The 14076-nt window shown below is 71.0% G+C and carries 14 protein-coding genes; 2 read left to right on the forward strand and 12 right to left on the reverse strand.

Features of this window, described 5'->3' with window-relative positions:
* The first annotated feature begins 286 nt into the window (after positions 1–286).
* Positions 287–1393: a PP2C family protein-serine/threonine phosphatase gene (locus G6R25_RS14200; RefSeq protein ID WP_235948415.1), complete on the forward strand. Its 1107-nt coding sequence runs from the start codon at positions 287–289 to the stop codon at positions 1391–1393.
* A gap of 8 nt (positions 1394–1401) precedes the next feature.
* On the opposite strand, the gene G6R25_RS14205 is transcribed toward G6R25_RS14200, so the two are convergent.
* Both G6R25_RS14205 and G6R25_RS14210 read right to left on the reverse strand, forming a co-directional pair.
* Positions 1402–1869, reverse strand: a complete 468-nt coding sequence (locus tag G6R25_RS14205) for a MerR family transcriptional regulator (RefSeq protein WP_235948417.1) — start codon at positions 1867–1869, stop codon at positions 1402–1404.
* Between the two features lie 251 nt (positions 1870–2120).
* Positions 2121–3938: an MFS transporter gene (locus G6R25_RS14210; RefSeq protein ID WP_163553350.1), complete on the reverse strand. Its 1818-nt coding sequence runs from the start codon at positions 3936–3938 to the stop codon at positions 2121–2123.
* A gap of 171 nt (positions 3939–4109) precedes the next feature.
* Between G6R25_RS14210 and G6R25_RS14215 the strand changes: the two genes are divergently transcribed.
* Entirely contained in the window at positions 4110–4928 is an 819-nt protein-coding gene (locus G6R25_RS14215) for a TetR/AcrR family transcriptional regulator (RefSeq protein WP_235948429.1), read from the forward strand.
* A 33-nt stretch (positions 4929–4961) separates the two neighbouring features.
* On the opposite strand, the gene G6R25_RS31555 is transcribed toward G6R25_RS14215, so the two are convergent.
* The 10 genes from G6R25_RS31555 to G6R25_RS14255 form a co-directional block, all read right to left on the reverse strand.
* On the reverse strand, positions 4962–5135 hold the full coding sequence (locus tag G6R25_RS31555; protein WP_235948419.1) for a hypothetical protein: 174 nt from the start codon (positions 5133–5135) through the stop codon (positions 4962–4964).
* On the reverse strand, positions 5096–6034 hold the full coding sequence (locus tag G6R25_RS14220) for an LLM class flavin-dependent oxidoreductase (protein ID WP_235948421.1): 939 nt from the start codon (positions 6032–6034) through the stop codon (positions 5096–5098). The genes G6R25_RS31555 and G6R25_RS14220 overlap by 40 nt, the downstream gene beginning before the upstream one ends.
* 13 nt (positions 6035–6047) lie before the next feature.
* Positions 6048–8642 (reverse strand): FAD-dependent oxidoreductase, encoded by a 2595-nt coding sequence (locus tag G6R25_RS14225; RefSeq protein ID WP_473246899.1) that lies wholly within the window; start codon positions 8640–8642, stop codon positions 6048–6050.
* A gap of 9 nt (positions 8643–8651) precedes the next feature.
* Positions 8652–9305, reverse strand: a complete 654-nt coding sequence (locus tag G6R25_RS31560) for an LLM class flavin-dependent oxidoreductase (protein ID WP_473246900.1) — start codon at positions 9303–9305, stop codon at positions 8652–8654.
* Positions 9306–9327: 22 nt separating this feature from the next.
* Positions 9328–10161 (reverse strand): ABC transporter ATP-binding protein, encoded by an 834-nt coding sequence (locus tag G6R25_RS14235; RefSeq protein WP_205447120.1) that lies wholly within the window; start codon positions 10159–10161, stop codon positions 9328–9330.
* On the reverse strand, positions 10151–11134 hold the full coding sequence (locus tag G6R25_RS14240; protein ID WP_205447127.1) for an ABC transporter ATP-binding protein: 984 nt from the start codon (positions 11132–11134) through the stop codon (positions 10151–10153). The genes G6R25_RS14235 and G6R25_RS14240 overlap by 11 nt, the downstream gene beginning before the upstream one ends.
* Positions 11131–11280 carry a hypothetical protein gene (locus G6R25_RS31565; RefSeq protein WP_235948423.1) on the reverse strand — a complete coding sequence of 50 codons (150 nt, stop codon included), beginning with the start codon at positions 11278–11280 and terminating at the stop codon, positions 11131–11133. The genes G6R25_RS14240 and G6R25_RS31565 overlap by 4 nt, the downstream gene beginning before the upstream one ends.
* A 2-nt stretch (positions 11281–11282) precedes the next feature.
* On the reverse strand, positions 11283–12023 hold the full coding sequence (locus G6R25_RS14245) for an ABC transporter permease (protein WP_235948426.1): 741 nt from the start codon (positions 12021–12023) through the stop codon (positions 11283–11285).
* Position 12024: 1 nt separating this feature from the next.
* On the reverse strand, positions 12025–13059 hold the full coding sequence (locus G6R25_RS14250) for an ABC transporter permease (RefSeq protein ID WP_163553351.1): 1035 nt from the start codon (positions 13057–13059) through the stop codon (positions 12025–12027).
* A 65-nt stretch (positions 13060–13124) separates the two neighbouring features.
* Positions 13125–14076: ABC transporter substrate-binding protein (locus G6R25_RS14255; protein ID WP_235948427.1), on the reverse strand; the 952-nt coding region annotated here is incomplete at its 5' end.

A 14076-nucleotide genomic window follows, 5' to 3' on the forward strand; every position in this document is an offset into this window, starting at 1 on the left:
CCACGTCGACCGGGTGGAAGGCCGCAAACGCTTCGTGGTCGGAACGATCCGTGACCCCGAGGGCGACCTCACCGTCGACGCCGAGGGACTGTTCGTGGCACTGCGCCCCGGCCAGCCCTGATCGCCCCCGCTCACCGAGTGCACCCCGGCTGAGCTGGGATTCTGCTTCGGCCCCACGGCGAGGGGATATTTGAGGCAGCATGAGGCACGACCGCGACGAGTGGCCCCCTGGCCGGTCCGGCCCAGGTCGGATGCGGCCCGTCCCCGGGCCCGGCGGTGCCCCGCGTTGACGGCGCTGTTCTCCCGGCCGGGGCGTTGGTTCACCGCGTTGCTGCCGCTGCTGATGTTGGCCGGGGTTGCCGCGTTGGAGCTGAGCAACCGGGAGTGGACCGTCCTGGAGCTGGCGGTGCTCAGCCCGATGCTCGCCGCCACGTTCGGCGGCCCCCGGCTGACCGCGCTGTACGGGGTGCTGGCGGTCGGCGTGGGAGTCATGCTCGGTCTCTACGATCATCTGTTCGGTCAGAGCGATGGCGGCCCGACCGCCCAGGCGGTGCGCCTCGGCGGGGTCGCCGTCGGCGGCGTGCTCGCGGTGCTGGTCAGCCGGTACAACACCCGGCGGGAGACGAAGCTGCAGAACGTCACCCGGGTGGCGGAGGTGGCCCAGCAGTCGATCCTCGCCGCGGTGCCGAGCTCGTCCGGGGGCCTGCACTTCGCGGTGCGCTACGAGAGCGCCGCGGCCGAGGCGAGGATCGGCGGGGATCTGTACGAGGTCATCGACACCGCGTGGGGCACCCGCCTGCTCGTCGGCGATGTGCGCGGCAAGGGCCTCGACGCGGTGCGCATCGCCAGCCGGGTGCTCGGCTGCTTCCGCTTCATCGGGCGGCAGGCGGAGGACCTGCCCACGGTGCTGGCGGGCCTCGACGCGGAGGTCGCCGAGATCTGCGGGCTCGACGACTTCGTCACCGCGGTGGTCGGGCAGGTCGACGGCCGGCGGCTGTGGCTGGCCAACGCGGGCCACCCTGATCCGGTGCTGGTCCGCGGGGGTCAGGCGAGCCTGCTCGGCGTCGCGACCCGTCTGCCGCCGCTGGGCCTGCTCGCCGACACCAAGGACACGGTCGGCAACACCGTCGAGGTCGCGCTGCGGCCCGGTGACCGCCTGCTGCTCTACACCGACGGCATCACCGAGGCCCGCGACCCGACGACCGGCCGGTTCTTCCCGCTGCTGCCCGCGGCGCAGGCGGCCCTGTCCCGCGGCACACCGGAAGAGGCCGTCGCCGACCTGGTCGACCGGCTGCGGGCCTGGACCCGGTCGACGTTGAACGACGACGTCGCCCTGCTGGTCGCCGAGCTGCCCCGCCCCGCCAGCCGGCTGCGCCGCGGACCGCCGGCCTGACCGCCGGGTCAGGATGATCGGGCGACGGCGCCGTCGCGGAACCGGTTCATCCGTTCGAGCCGCTCGTCGATCTCGTCGCGGAAGGCCGCCAGCCGGCTGATCTTCTCGTCGATCTCGGTGCGGAGCTTGAGGTACGCGGTCTCACCCTCGGACAGCAGCCGCAGCCGGTCACCGTCGTCGGAGGCGACATGGAACTCCACCCGGACCTGGGCGAGCCGGTCCTCGTAGACAAGAATGGTGCGGATCTCGTCCAGGTTGAAACCGAGCAGGGTCTGCAGCTCCCGGATCCGGCGTACCCGGGCGAGATCGGAGCCGGCGTAGAGCCGGTTGCCGCCGGAGGTCCTCCCGGACGGGGTGATCAGCCCCACTTCCTGGTAGTACCGCAGGGAGCGTACCGAGACTCCGAGCTTCTGCGCGGCCTGGCCGATGCCGCACAGCTCGCGCTCCGTCTTCTGCGTCCCGTCCTCGTCACGCATCCTACGATTGTTTCTCACGTTCCCACCGGTCGGCGCAGCGCTGTCGGACGCCAGGGCCCGACCGGGCCGTTCGGCCCGGCCGGCCGGCGTTTCCTCGTCATCGCCGGTGTCGCCCATCGGGTTTCAGGACCTCTCGAAGGCTGGTTGTTCCCGGTCAGGGGCTATAGCCGGGAGACGCTGTCGGGGGCCGTCGCTCGCCGAGCGTACCGTTCGGCGGGCCTATCGTTCGGTGGCCCTATCCTTCAGCGGGCCTATCGTTCAGCGGCCAGGGTGCTGCCCGCGCCGTCCTCCATCGCCGCGATGTCGCCGGCGCCGGCCAGGCCCTCGGCGACCTCCTCACGCAGCGAGTGGCGCACATGCGGGTCGTCCTTGCCGCGCAGCCAGGACAGCACTGCGCCGAGCGCGCAGGCGATGGCGGCGAAGTAGAAGGCGAGGTGCAGGCCGTCGCCGAACGGACCGGAGATGAGGTTCGGGAAGAACGTGTGCCCGGTGAGGAAGGTGGCCTGGCCCGGTTGCAGGGAATTCAGCGTGTCCGAGCCGAGGAGCTGCTCGGTCGGGTTGATGCCGAGGAACGCGGAGAACAGGCTGCCGATCGGCGGCAGGTTCGCCAGCTCGTGGGCCTTCGCCGGGTTGACGCCCTGGGCGGTGAGGCCGGAGAACATCGCGTCGGGCAGGCTGGAGGCGAGGCCCAGCACGATGACGGTGAAGAACACGCCGATGGACAGCACGCTCGCCGAGTTCTGGAATGTGTTGAGCATCCCGGCGCCGGCGCCGCGCTGGTTCGGCGGCAGGGTGTTCATCACGGCGGTGGTGTTCGGCGCGGCGAACAGGCCCATGGACAGGCCCATCAGCAGCAGGATGGCCGCGAACGCCACGTAGTTGAAGTCGATCGGGATCACGTTGAACAGCAGGAACGAGATGGCCGTGACGACCAGTCCGATGGTGGCGAACGGGCGCGCGCCGTAGCGATCGGCGAGCCGGCCGGCCACCGGTCCGGGAAGCAGGAAGCCGACGGTGAGCGGGATCATGTAGATGCCGGCCCACAGCGGTGTCCGCTCGAAGCTGTAGCCGTGCAGCGGCAGCCAGATCCCCTGCAGCCAGATAATGATCATGAACTGGAGACCGCCGCGGGCGAGCGCGGCGAGCAGCGCGGACAGGCTGCCCATGGTGAAGGCCCGGTTGCTGAACAGTTCCAGCTTGAACATCGGGTCCGCCGAGTGCACCTCGATCACGACGAACCCGATCAGCACGGCAAGGCCGCCGAACAGGCAGATCAGCACGAACGGCTTGGTCCAGCCCATCGTGTGGCCGCCGTAGGGCTGCAGGCCGTAGATGATGCCGGTCAGGATCGCGATGAGGCCGATGGCGAAGGTGATGTTGCCGGCCCAGTCGATCCGGGCCTGGGTGCGCACGCCGTTGTCGCGCAGCTTCAGGTACGCCCAGACCGTCCCGAAGATCCCGAACGGCACCGACACCAGGAACACCAGGTGCCACTCGACCGGGGCGAGCAGGCCACCCACCAGCAGACCGAGGAACGACCCGGCGATGGCCGCGACGCCGTTGATGCCCAGGGCCAGTCCACGCTCGTTCTCCGGGAACGCGTCGGCGATGATCGCACTCGAGTTAGCGCACAGGAACACGTCGCCGATGCCCTGCCCGACCCGCATGAGGATGATCCACAATGCGGCGGTCGTGCCGTGCATCCAGGTGACGGCCAGCAGGATCGAGAACAGGGTGAAGATCGCGAAGCCGAGGTTGTACATCCGCACCCGGCCGAACATGTCGCCGACCCGGCCGAGGCTCACCACGAGCACCGACGTGACCAGCATGAATCCCATCAGGGTCCATAGGAAGTACGAGGTGTTCCCCGAGGCGAGCGGGTCGACCTTGATGCCCCGGAAGATGTCCGGGAGCGCGATGATCAGGATCGAGCTGTTGATCGTCGCCATCAGGATGCCGATGGTCGTGTTCGACAGGGCGATCCACTTGTAGTTGTCCGAACCGGACACGGTCGGGACGTCATCGGCCCCGGGCGGCGCGGTGCCGGCGGTGGTGTCGGAAGTCGTCACGACAGGAAGGCTAGCGCCTCCATCTCACGTCAACGGTAGATGTGACGCGACTCGTAGTGGGCACGCACACAACCGGGAACCTTCCGCGCACCGCCACTTCCGTCACACCACCTCTGACGTGCACACGACACCCATGGGCGGAAATTCGGCGGTATGGTCAATACCGTGAATATGGAGCCGACGCGGACGTACCGCCAGGGCCGCCGGGCCGAGACCACCGGCGCGAACACCGAGCGGATCCTGCGCGCGGCCGCCGAGCTCTTGGTCGAGCGTTCGTTCGAACACGTCACCCTGCCGGCGGTCGCCGAGCTGGCCGGCGTCGGCCTGCAGACCGTCATCCGCCGCATCGGGACCAAGGACGGCCTCGTACGGGCCGTCAACGACTGGATCGTGCCGCAGATCTCCGCCACCCGCGGCGCCCCGGACGACGCCCGCCCGATCGGCGACGACCTGACCGCGGTGACCGACCGGCTGGCCCAGCACTACGAGCAGTGGGGACGAATCACGGAGCGCACCATGCACCAGCAGGACGCCTCCCCGGCGCTGAAGGAAAGCGCCGACGCCGGCCGGCGGGCCCACCGAGAGTGGATCGAGGCGGTGTTCGCCGCCGACCTCGATCCCCTTCCCCCCGCCGCCCGGGACGACCTCGCCAGCCGCCTCGCCGCCGTCTGCGGCGTCGAGCTCTGGCTCGTCCTGCGCCGCGATCAGAACCTGTCGGTGGCCGCCACGCGCGCGGCCGTCGCCGACCTCGCCTCGGCCTGCCGCCACCGCGCCCTCACCCGCCGGAACCTCACCAGGCCAGGAGACCGCCATGACGCGTTACCTCGTCCACTGTTCGACCTCCACCGGGGCGCCTCAGAAGGATTGCGGTGCGATGCGCACGATCGCAGGGCTCAGACCGTGCAGATCGCACCGCAATCGGCCCACACTCGGTCGGACTCACTCGTCGAGCCCGACCCCAGCTACATTCCGGCGGCGGGGCATCCATGATCACAACGCTTACGGGATCACAACGCGTACGGGTCATACTCCGGCCAGTGCGGGTTCGGCGGGGGACGCGGGTTTCCAGCCCAGGGCGGGCGCGATCTCGGTGGCGATGAGCTCGAGGGCCCGGATCGCCACGTCGCGCTCGACAACCACCGGGTTGAACTGGGCGATCAGGTCCGTGGCGACCGGCAGTACCTGCTCCTGCCGCAACTGCGCGATGATCTCGTCCGGGTGGCCGTAGAAGGAGTGGAATCGGCGGAGCGCCTCGTCGGTGTCGATTCCCTTCGGGAAGGCGCTGTGTCCCGTCGGGAAGAGGTCGTGGTCGGAGAACCGCTGCGCGGCCGCGAGCACACCCGGCCCGATCTGGGCGAGCGCGGTCCACCGGTCGGCGGCGGGGAAGATGAATCGCGACAGCCCGATGCGCGGTGGGCGCGGCCGGTTCCACGCGGCAAGGTAGGCTCGGCCCAGGGGCGCTGCACGGCGTCGGTGGGCTCGTCGTAGCCGTAGGTGGCGCGGTTGAGCAGGAGGTTCGACCCCGAGGCCGCCGCATACTCGGCGCCCGGGCCGCTGAAGACGCCCTGCCAGATCCGGTCGGTGAAGTCCCGTGCCGGCGGCTGGATGGTGAAGCCGGGGGCACCGACCTCCCCGTTCGCGAGCGCCTTGCGCAGCACCGCCAGGCCCTCGCTGGTCAGCTCGCGGCGGCGGCTGACATCGCGGCCGAAGGCGGCGTACTCCAGCACGCTGCCGCCGCTACCGACGCCGATCTCTACCCGGCCGCCGCTGAGCGTGTCGACGACCGACACGTCCTCGGCCAACCGGACGGGGTCCTCCAACGGCAGGATGGTGATCGCGGTGGCGAGCCGGATGCGCCGGGTGCGGGCGGCGGCGTAGGCGAGGAACGTCCAGGGCGAGGGCAGCCCGCCGCCGCCCAGGGACACGTGGTGCTGGGCCACCCAGCCGACGTCGAAGCCGAGCTCGTCGGCGACGACGAACAGCTCCTGCACGTAGCCGTAGGTCGACACCTGGTCACCCCGGCCCTGGACGTGCGTGAGGAAGCCAAGCCGGAAGCGCGGCGAGGCGGACCCCTCGGTGGCGGATCCATCAGTCATCTGCTGACACCTTTCACGATCGGGCGGACACACTCGCGCCGGCCAGGTCGGCGCTGGCTGGGACGGTGCCGACCGGGACGGCGACCGGCTCGGCACCGGAGCCCTGGTCCGCCGCGAGATCCCCGTCCACCGGGAGGACCTGGCCGGGGACGCTGGCGATCAGCTGGCCGGCGCCGAGGAGGAGGTCGAGGACGCCGCCGGCGGCGGGAAGCTCGGCGCCGCGCCAGGCCACATGCTGGTCGGGGCGGACCAGCACGTTGTCGGCGCCGTACAGCGCGCGCACCGTCGGGTCGGTGAGGTGGACGACCGTGAACGGCAGCGATCGCGCGAGTGCCTCGGCGGCGAAGGCCCGCTCCACCTCCCGGTCCGCGGACAGCACGAGCAGCGCGAACCCGTGGCCGATGCGGTCGTAGAGGGTGCCGCCGTAGGGGTCGACGAAGCCGTCCGGCGCGCGATGCCCCGGCCGGGGGTCGTCCTGGTAGACGTCCGCGCGCCACGGCGGTTCCGCGTCGAGCTGGCCGTCCTCGTACCAGACCGTTGACGACGCGTCGTAGCGCTCGTCGAAGGTCACGCCGGGCGCGTCGAGGCGGCCCTGGCTGAGGCGGGCGCGGATCTCGGCGCGCCGGCTCTCGGCCTGCGGGCTCAGGTCGGCGTCGTCGGGGATGCCGAGCCGGCGCAGCTGCGCCAGCAGCGCGTGAGAGCGCCGCGAACGCTCCAGCGCGTGGTCGGCGATGCGCCAGTTGTGCCGGCGCCGCTCCTGGTCGTAGGAGTCCAGCAGCTCCTCGGGGGCCTGGCCGACCAGCACGGCCGCAAGCTTCCAGCCGAGGTTGACCACGTCACCGAAACCCTCGCCGAGGTTGCCGCCGGGGGTGCGCACGTGCGCGGCGTCGCCGGCGAGCAGCACCCGCCCGCGGCGGAACGTCTGCGCGATCCGGGTCGCGTCGTAGAAGGTCGTCGCCGAGACCAGTTCCAGGTCGAGCTCGAACCCGAACGCCGCCCTGGCGGCGTCGAGCAGCTCCTCCTCGGTGGGGGTGTGGTCGAGCGGATATGGCCCGGCGTACACGCGCCACTCGCGGGTGCTCACCGCGGCGAGGAAGCCGGCAGCCTTCTGGTTGAACACGATGTTGGTGCCGCTGGGCGCCAGGCCGACGCGGTCGGAGATGTCCTGGGTGCGCACGATGAGCCGCAGCCGCTTCTCGGTGGCATGCTCGCCGTCGCGTTCGATGCCGGCGAGCCGGCGCACGGTGCTGCTGCCGCCGTCCGCGCCGATCAGGTAGCGGGCCCGGATGGTGCGCCGCGCGCCGGGCTCGCCGTCCTCCTGGAGCACGTCGGCCTCGATGCGGTCGACGCTTTCCCGCAGCTCCACCAGCCGCCAACCGCCCGCCACCGCGACACCGCGCCGGTCGAGGTGGCCGAGGAAGACCCGCTGCAGCGCGCTCTGGGGACGGCGCAGCGCCTCCGCCGCGGAATGGCCACCGCCGGACGAGCCCGCGAAGGACGGGCGGCGGGGGGCGAGGAGCTCGTGGCCGACGAGCGAGGTGACCAGGCGGATGCCCTGGTTCCACTCCGGCGGGAAGGTCCACTCGTCGCGGATGCGCTGCAGCAGCCCCCAGCGGCGGAAGTGTTCCACCGTGCGCGGGCTGTGGCCCATCGCGCCGGCCCGGACCAGCGTCGCAGCGCGGGCGCGGTCGACGACGGCGACCCGCACCCCCCGGGCGGTGAGCTCGACGGCCGCCGACAGGCCCACCGGACCGGCGCCGACGATCAGCACGTCGACCTCGGCCGGCGGCGTGGCGGTGGGGAAGCGCACGGTGTGGACGTCGCGCCCACCCGTGGCCGAGTACGCCTGGCCCGCGCCGGCCTGGTCCACCGAATGTGCGGTCACTCTGGGGCTCCTCAGGCTTGTGCGGCGGCGGCCGCAGTCTCGCGCTCGCGCGAGTGGCGGTTGGCGGGGATCGGCAGGCCGAGGTTGGCGCGCAGCGTGTCGCCGGCGTACTCGGTGCGGAACAGGCCGCGTTTCTGCAGCGACGGGACGACGTCGGCGACGAAGCGTTCGAGGTCGTCGTGGGTGCGGAAGCGGAGGTTCAGCCCGTCGGCTGCGCCGGTGGTGAACCACGATCGCGTCGACGACGGTGTCCGGGGCGCCGGTGAACGGCGACGGCGCATACTCGGTCACCGTCTCGACGACCTGCCGCAGGCTGAGGCCCTCCTCGCGGGCATGCCGGATGATCTCCAGGCCACGGGTGCGCCCGCCCTTCTCGGCCAGGTGCGCGAGGTCGGGGAACGGTGCGTCGAGATCGTGCCGGCTGAAGTCGTAGGCACCGAAGCTGCGGCCGAGGAAGCCAAGCTTGCGGTCGAAGTCGTTGTCGGCCTCGAAGATGTCGCGGGAGAGCCGGTGCGCGTCAGCGTCGGTGGCGGCGACGATGGGACTGGCACCGACGAAGATCACGACATGTCGGGGATCGCGCCCGAGCGCGGCTGCCCGCCGCTTGATGTCGCCGTAGTAGGCCTGGGACTCCGCCAGCGACCCGCCGGGGGCATAGATGCCCTCGGCGACGTGGGCCGCCAGGGTGCGACCCTCCTCGGAGACGCCGGCCTGGAAGATCACCGGCTGGCCCTACGGCGAGCGGGAGAGGTTGAGCGGCCCGGCGACCTTGAAGTGCTCGCCGACATGGTCGAGGGCGTGCAGCTTCGTCGGGTCGACGAAGAGGTTGCGTTCGACGTCGGCGGGAAAGGCGTCGGGCTCGTAGGAGTCCCACAGCCCGCGCACGACCTCGACCGCTTCGAGCGCGCGACCGTAGCGGGTGGCGTAGTCGAGGTGCTCGTCCAGCCCGTAGTTGCGCGAGGTGCCGGTGTCGAAGCTGGTGACGACGTTCCAGCCGGCGCGCCCGCCGCTGATGTGATCGAGGGACGCGAACCGGCGGGCGAGGTTGAACGGCGAGTTGTACGTCGAGCTCGCCGTGCCGATCAGGCCGATGTTGCGGGTGTGGGTCACGACCGTCGACAGCAGCGTCAACGGTTCGAGCCGGCTGAGGTAGTGCGCCGGGTAGTCGGCCTTGATGAACTGGCTGTCGACGATGAAGTAGGCGTCGAACAGCGCCTGCTCGGCGGTCCGCGCCTGGCGGATGTAGTAGTTGATGTCGACGCTGGCGTTGTTCGGGACGCGCGGGTCCTTCCACAGGCCGTGCTGGCCGGGGCCACCGACACCGTAGGCGCTCAGGGCGAGGTGGAGCTTGCGGGCCCCATGTCGTCGGGTTCCCTTCCGAAGGATGGGGTCCTGGCCGGATCGGGGGTCAGGCGTGCAGCAGGGCGCGCAGCGCCTCGCGCTGGGCCCGGTCGGCGGAGGCGGAGCGCAGCGTCGGCGCCGAACCGACGAGCAGCCGGGCGTAGGGGTGGCGGGGGTTGTTGATGACCTCGCGAGCGGCCCCCACCTCGACGAACTCGCCCTGGTAGAGCACCGCGATGCGGTCGGCGACGCCGGCGACGGAGCCGAGGTCGTGCGAGATGAAGATCAGCGCGACGCCGGTGTCGCGCAGCTCCTTGAGGATCTCCAGGATTCCGACACGGTTGGCGGAGCCCAGGGCGCTCACCGGCTCGTCCAGGATGATCAGAGCGGGCTCGGTGACCAGGGCTCGCGCCACCGCGATGCGCTGGCGCTGGCCGCCGGAGAGCTCCCCGGGCAGCCGGTCGAACAGCTCCGGGTCGAGCCGGACGCGCGCGAGATAGTTGCGACCGCGCTCGATCGCCTCCTTGCGGGCCACACCCTGGACGAGCAACGGCTCGATGAGGGATTCCTCGACGGTGAGGTCGGGGTCGAGGCTGCGCAGCGGATCCTGGAACACGTACTGGACGACGCCGCGGCGCCGCAACGCGCGCCACTGCCGCGGGGAATAGCGGGACACGTCCTCGCCGTCGAGGAGGATCCGGCCGCCGGAGGCCCGCACCAGGCCGAGCACCGCGCGGGCGAAGGTCGACTTGCCCGAGCCGGTTTCGCCGATCACGCCGACGGTCTCGCCGCGGGTCACCGACAGCGAGACGCCGTGCAGCACCCGCCGCCGCCGGCGGCGCAGCCCGTAGTGGATCTCGAGGTCATCGACCTGCAGGACCGGACGACCGTCAGTGGACACCGTCGAGCTCCTTGCGCTGCTCGGCGGGGCCCGGGTCATTCGGGTCATTCGGGGCGTCCAGGTAGCGATCCAGGCCGTACTGCTCGTGTTCGGCGATCAGTAGCTGGGTGTACTCGTGGCGCGGGTGGTAGAGCACGTCCGCGGTGGCGCCGCGCTCGACGACCTCGCCCTCGCGCATCACCAGGACCTCGTCGCAGACCTGCGCGACGACGGCGAGGTCATGGGACACGACGACGAGGGCGAGCCCGGTGCGCTCCCGCAGGTCGGCGAGCAGGTCGAGGATCTCGGCCTGCACCGTCACGTCCAGCGCGGTGGTCGCCTCGTCGGCGATGAGCACCTGGGGGCCGGCGGCGATCGCGGTGGCGATGAGGATGCGCTGCAGCATCCCGCCGGACAGTTCGTGGGGGTACTGGTCGTAGACGAGCTCGGGCTCGCGCAGGTGCACCGCGGTCAGCAGCTCGAGCGCGCGCCGCCGTGCCGCCCGCCGCCGCAGCCCGGACTTGACCTGGATGACCTCGGTGATCTGCGCCCCCACCTTGATGGACGGGTTGAGGTAGGACGCGGGGTCCTGGAACACCGCGCTGATCGTCGACCCGCGCAGATCGGTCCACTGCGGGGTCGTCAGCCCGGCGATGTCGCGCCCCGCGATCTCGATCGACCCGTCGGACACGGCGAAGTGCTCGGGCAGGATGCCGAGGATCGCGCGGCAGGTCAGCGTCTTGCCGCTGCCGGACTCCCCCACGATGCCGACCGCCTGGCCGGGCCGCAGGTCGAACGAGACGCCGCGTACGATCTCGCGGTCGTTGACCTCGTCGCGGATCCGCACGTCGCAGACCGCCAGCACGACGGCCGGTGCGGCCGGCGAGTCCGCCCTGGCCGAGGGCGCGGGGGCCGAGGGCGCGGCGGGAGGGGCCGCGGGACGCGCCACGGGCACCGTGACGGTGACCGTGCCATCGGGACGGGTTGTCGTCATCGGGCGGCACCTCCGGCGGGAATTGGTTCGGGCTGGGCGGGGCGACGGACGCGGGCCCGGCGGCTGTTCAGCAGCGCGCGCCCCGCCTCGCCGGACACGTCGCGGATCGCGTCGGCCAGCAGGTTGCTGCCCCACACCGTCACCATGATCAGAACCGCGGGAAGGATCGGAGCCCACGGCTGGTAGGACAGGTAGCCGAGGTCGGAGGCGAGCAGACCGCCCCAGTCGGTGCCGGCGGCTGCACGCCGATGCCGAGGAAGCTCAGGCTGGAGACGACGACGAAGCCGATGCCGATGGTCTGGGCCAGCGCCACCGCGACGGGCGGCAGCACCTTTCCCCACACGTGCCGCCGCGCGATCCGGCCGACGGACGCCCCGGAGATCAGCGCCGCCTCGACGTACTGCGACCGGGCGACCGCCAGCGTCGCCGCCCGCGCGACCCGGTAGAACAGCGGCGAGACGAGCACGCCGACGGTGAACATCGCCTGCGGGATCCCGTTGCCGAGCAGCGCGGTGACGGCCACGGCGTAGATGAGGAACGGCAGCGCGATGAGCGTGTCGGCGATCCGCCGGGTGAACCACTCGAACACCCGGCCGAGGTACACCGACAGGATGCCCGGGACGACGCCGACGGCCAGCGCTATCAGCGCGACCTCGACCGAACCGAGCACGCTGGTACGCGACCCGGCGAGCAGCCGGCTGAAGACGTCCCGGCCGAGGTAGTCCGTCCCGAGCCAGTGCTCCCAGGCGGGGCCGGCCAGGGTCAGCGCACTCGTCCCCAGCGGGTCGTGGGGAGCCAGGGTCGGACCGAGGATCGCCAGCAGGACGATCACGGACAGGATGCCGACGGCGAGCCGGCCGGTCGGCAGTGTCAGGACGCGACGGACCATGTCACACCCCCCGCTGCGAGGCCGGGGTGACCCGGCCCAGGACGACGTTGACGATCAGGTTGAAGGTGACGACCAGCACGATCGAGACGACGAGCACGCCTTGGACCTCCGGCACGTCGCCGGCCTGCGCGGCGTCGTTGGCGAACCGGCCGAAACCCTGCAGTCCAAAGATCCATTCGGTGACCACCGAGCCGCCGATGAGGGTGGGGAACCGCCAACCGAGCACGCTCAGGGCCGGTCCCACGCCGTTGCGCAGCACGTGCCGGAGGAAGATCCGCCGCGGGCTGAGCCCGCGCGCGATCGCCCCGGTCACGTAGTTCTCCTGGTAGGCGGCGATGAGGCCGGAGCGCAGCTGGCGGGCGACGTCGGCCATCGGGTCGAGACTGAGTGCCAGCGCTAGCAGCAGGATGTGGGTGAACCACGGCCACGTCCCCGCGCTCGTCGGCACGTAGCCCGCGGCCGGCAGCCAGCCGAGCCCGACGGCGAAGACGGTCACCAGGACGATGCCGACCACGAAGGGCGGCATCACCGAGAAGACCGTCATGAAGCCCGTGATCGCCCGGTCGATCCAGGTGGTGCGGCGCACCGCCGCCAGGGTGCCGAGCCCGAAGCCGAGGACCACACCGATGACCAGGGCCAGCGCCACCACTGACAGGCTGATCGCCAGGCCGTTGTTGATCAGCTCGGCGATGGGAGCCCCGTTGGTCCAGCTCCTGCCGAGCTGGCCGTGCAGGATGTCGGTGAACCAGCTCCAGTACTGGGCGAGGAACGGGCGGTCCAGGCCCCACTGCTGCTCGATGCGGGCGACCGCGTCCGGGGTGGCGCTCTCCCCCAGCTGCAGGGTCGCGGGGCTCAGGCCGCTGGCTGCCCGCAGGGCGAAGGTCAGGAAGGTCGCCACCAGGAAGACCGGGGCGAAGATCGCGAACGAGCGGGCGAGAATGACCAGGGCGCGGCCGGCGGCCCGCCGTGCCTTGGCGGCGGCGAGCGCTACGCCCGGGTCGGCAACGACCGCATGGTCAGCCGTGCTCACCGCCATGGGTTGCCCCCTCTCTTCAGGTCGTGTGGAGGTGGGTTGGCGCAAGTGCAGTCGGGTCGGCCGGGTCAGCCGCCGATGGTCACGCCGGTCCAGTCGATGTGGGCGGGGTTGGCCGGTAGGGCGGAGATCGCCTTGTTCTTGGCGAACAGGTTCGGGCTGGAGTAGGTGAAGACGAGCGCCTTGCTCTGCAGGCCCACGCGAGTGGCCGCCTGCAGGACCTGCGGGTAGTCCGGCGCGTCCAGCGGCGTCTGGCGAACCTTGGCGATCGCGTCCTCGAAACCGTCCGGCTCATACGGGGAGCTGAGGTTCAGCGGACCGTTCGGCCCGAAGTGCGCCGTGAGCGTCTGAGCGGCCGAGTCACGCCCGGTCGTGCCGTACAGCGAGAGCGTCAGATCCTTGGCGAAGAACGGCGTCGCCCAGTTCTTGTTGATCTTGATGGTGACGGTGATCCCGACCGCCGCCAGCTGCGACTGCACGATCTCCGCCGCCGGGTCCTCCGCCATGATGACCAGGTCCAGCTTGATCTGGCCCGGCTTGTAGCCGGCCTGCTCGAGCAGCTGCTTGGCCTTCGCTGGGTCATACGCGAAGAGTTTCGCCGACTGCGGGTCGTAGGCAACATAGCCGGGGGGGAATGGCTGGTTGGTCGCCTTCCCGTACCCGAAGGTGAGCTTGTCGACGAACTCCTGCTGGTTGGTGGCGTAGCGGACGGCGTCGACCACCTTGGGGTTGTTGAACGGCGCCTTGTTGATGTTCAGGCTGATGTTCGAGGCGTTGAATCCCGGCTGCACGAAGACGTCGAGACCGGCCGCCTTGGCCGCCTTCGCCTGGCTCGGGGCGAGATCGGCGAAGTTGTAGACGCCGGTCTGCAGACCGGAGACGACCGTCGCCTTGTCGGGCGCCGAAACCAGCTCGACGTTGTCGATGTGAATGTTCTTGGCGTCCCAGTAGTTCGGGTTCTTCTTCAGCAGGACCTTCGTGCCGGGAATCAACTGAGCCATTCCCGGCAACGATTTGTGA

Origin of the sequence: Candidatus Frankia alpina (assembly GCF_902806485.1) — a bacterium.
Taxonomy (GTDB): domain Bacteria; phylum Actinomycetota; class Actinomycetes; order Frankiales; family Frankiaceae; genus Frankia; species Frankia alpina.

What these genes read in the sequence shown, in the direction of transcription:
- G6R25_RS14215 (WP_235948429.1), top strand. Translation starts at nt 4,110, where the DNA reads ATGGAGCCGACGCGGACGTACCGCCAGGGCCGCCGGGCCGAGACCACC.
- G6R25_RS14205 (WP_235948417.1), bottom strand. Translation starts at nt 1,869, where the DNA reads ATGCGTGACGAGGACGGGACGCAGAAGACGGAGCGCGAGCTGTGCGGC.
- G6R25_RS14250 (WP_163553351.1), bottom strand. Translation starts at nt 13,059, where the DNA reads ATGGCGGTGAGCACGGCTGACCATGCGGTCGTTGCCGACCCGGGCGTA.
- G6R25_RS31565 (WP_235948423.1), bottom strand. Translation starts at nt 11,280, where the DNA reads ATGGTGACGGTGTGGGGCAGCAACCTGCTGGCCGACGCGATCCGCGAC.
- G6R25_RS14240 (WP_205447127.1), bottom strand. Translation starts at nt 11,134, where the DNA reads ATGACGACAACCCGTCCCGATGGCACGGTCACCGTCACGGTGCCCGTG.
- G6R25_RS14245 (WP_235948426.1), bottom strand. Translation starts at nt 12,023, where the DNA reads ATGGTCCGTCGCGTCCTGACACTGCCGACCGGCCGGCTCGCCGTCGGC.
- G6R25_RS14220 (WP_235948421.1), bottom strand. Translation starts at nt 6,034, where the DNA reads ATGACTGATGGATCCGCCACCGAGGGGTCCGCCTCGCCGCGCTTCCGG.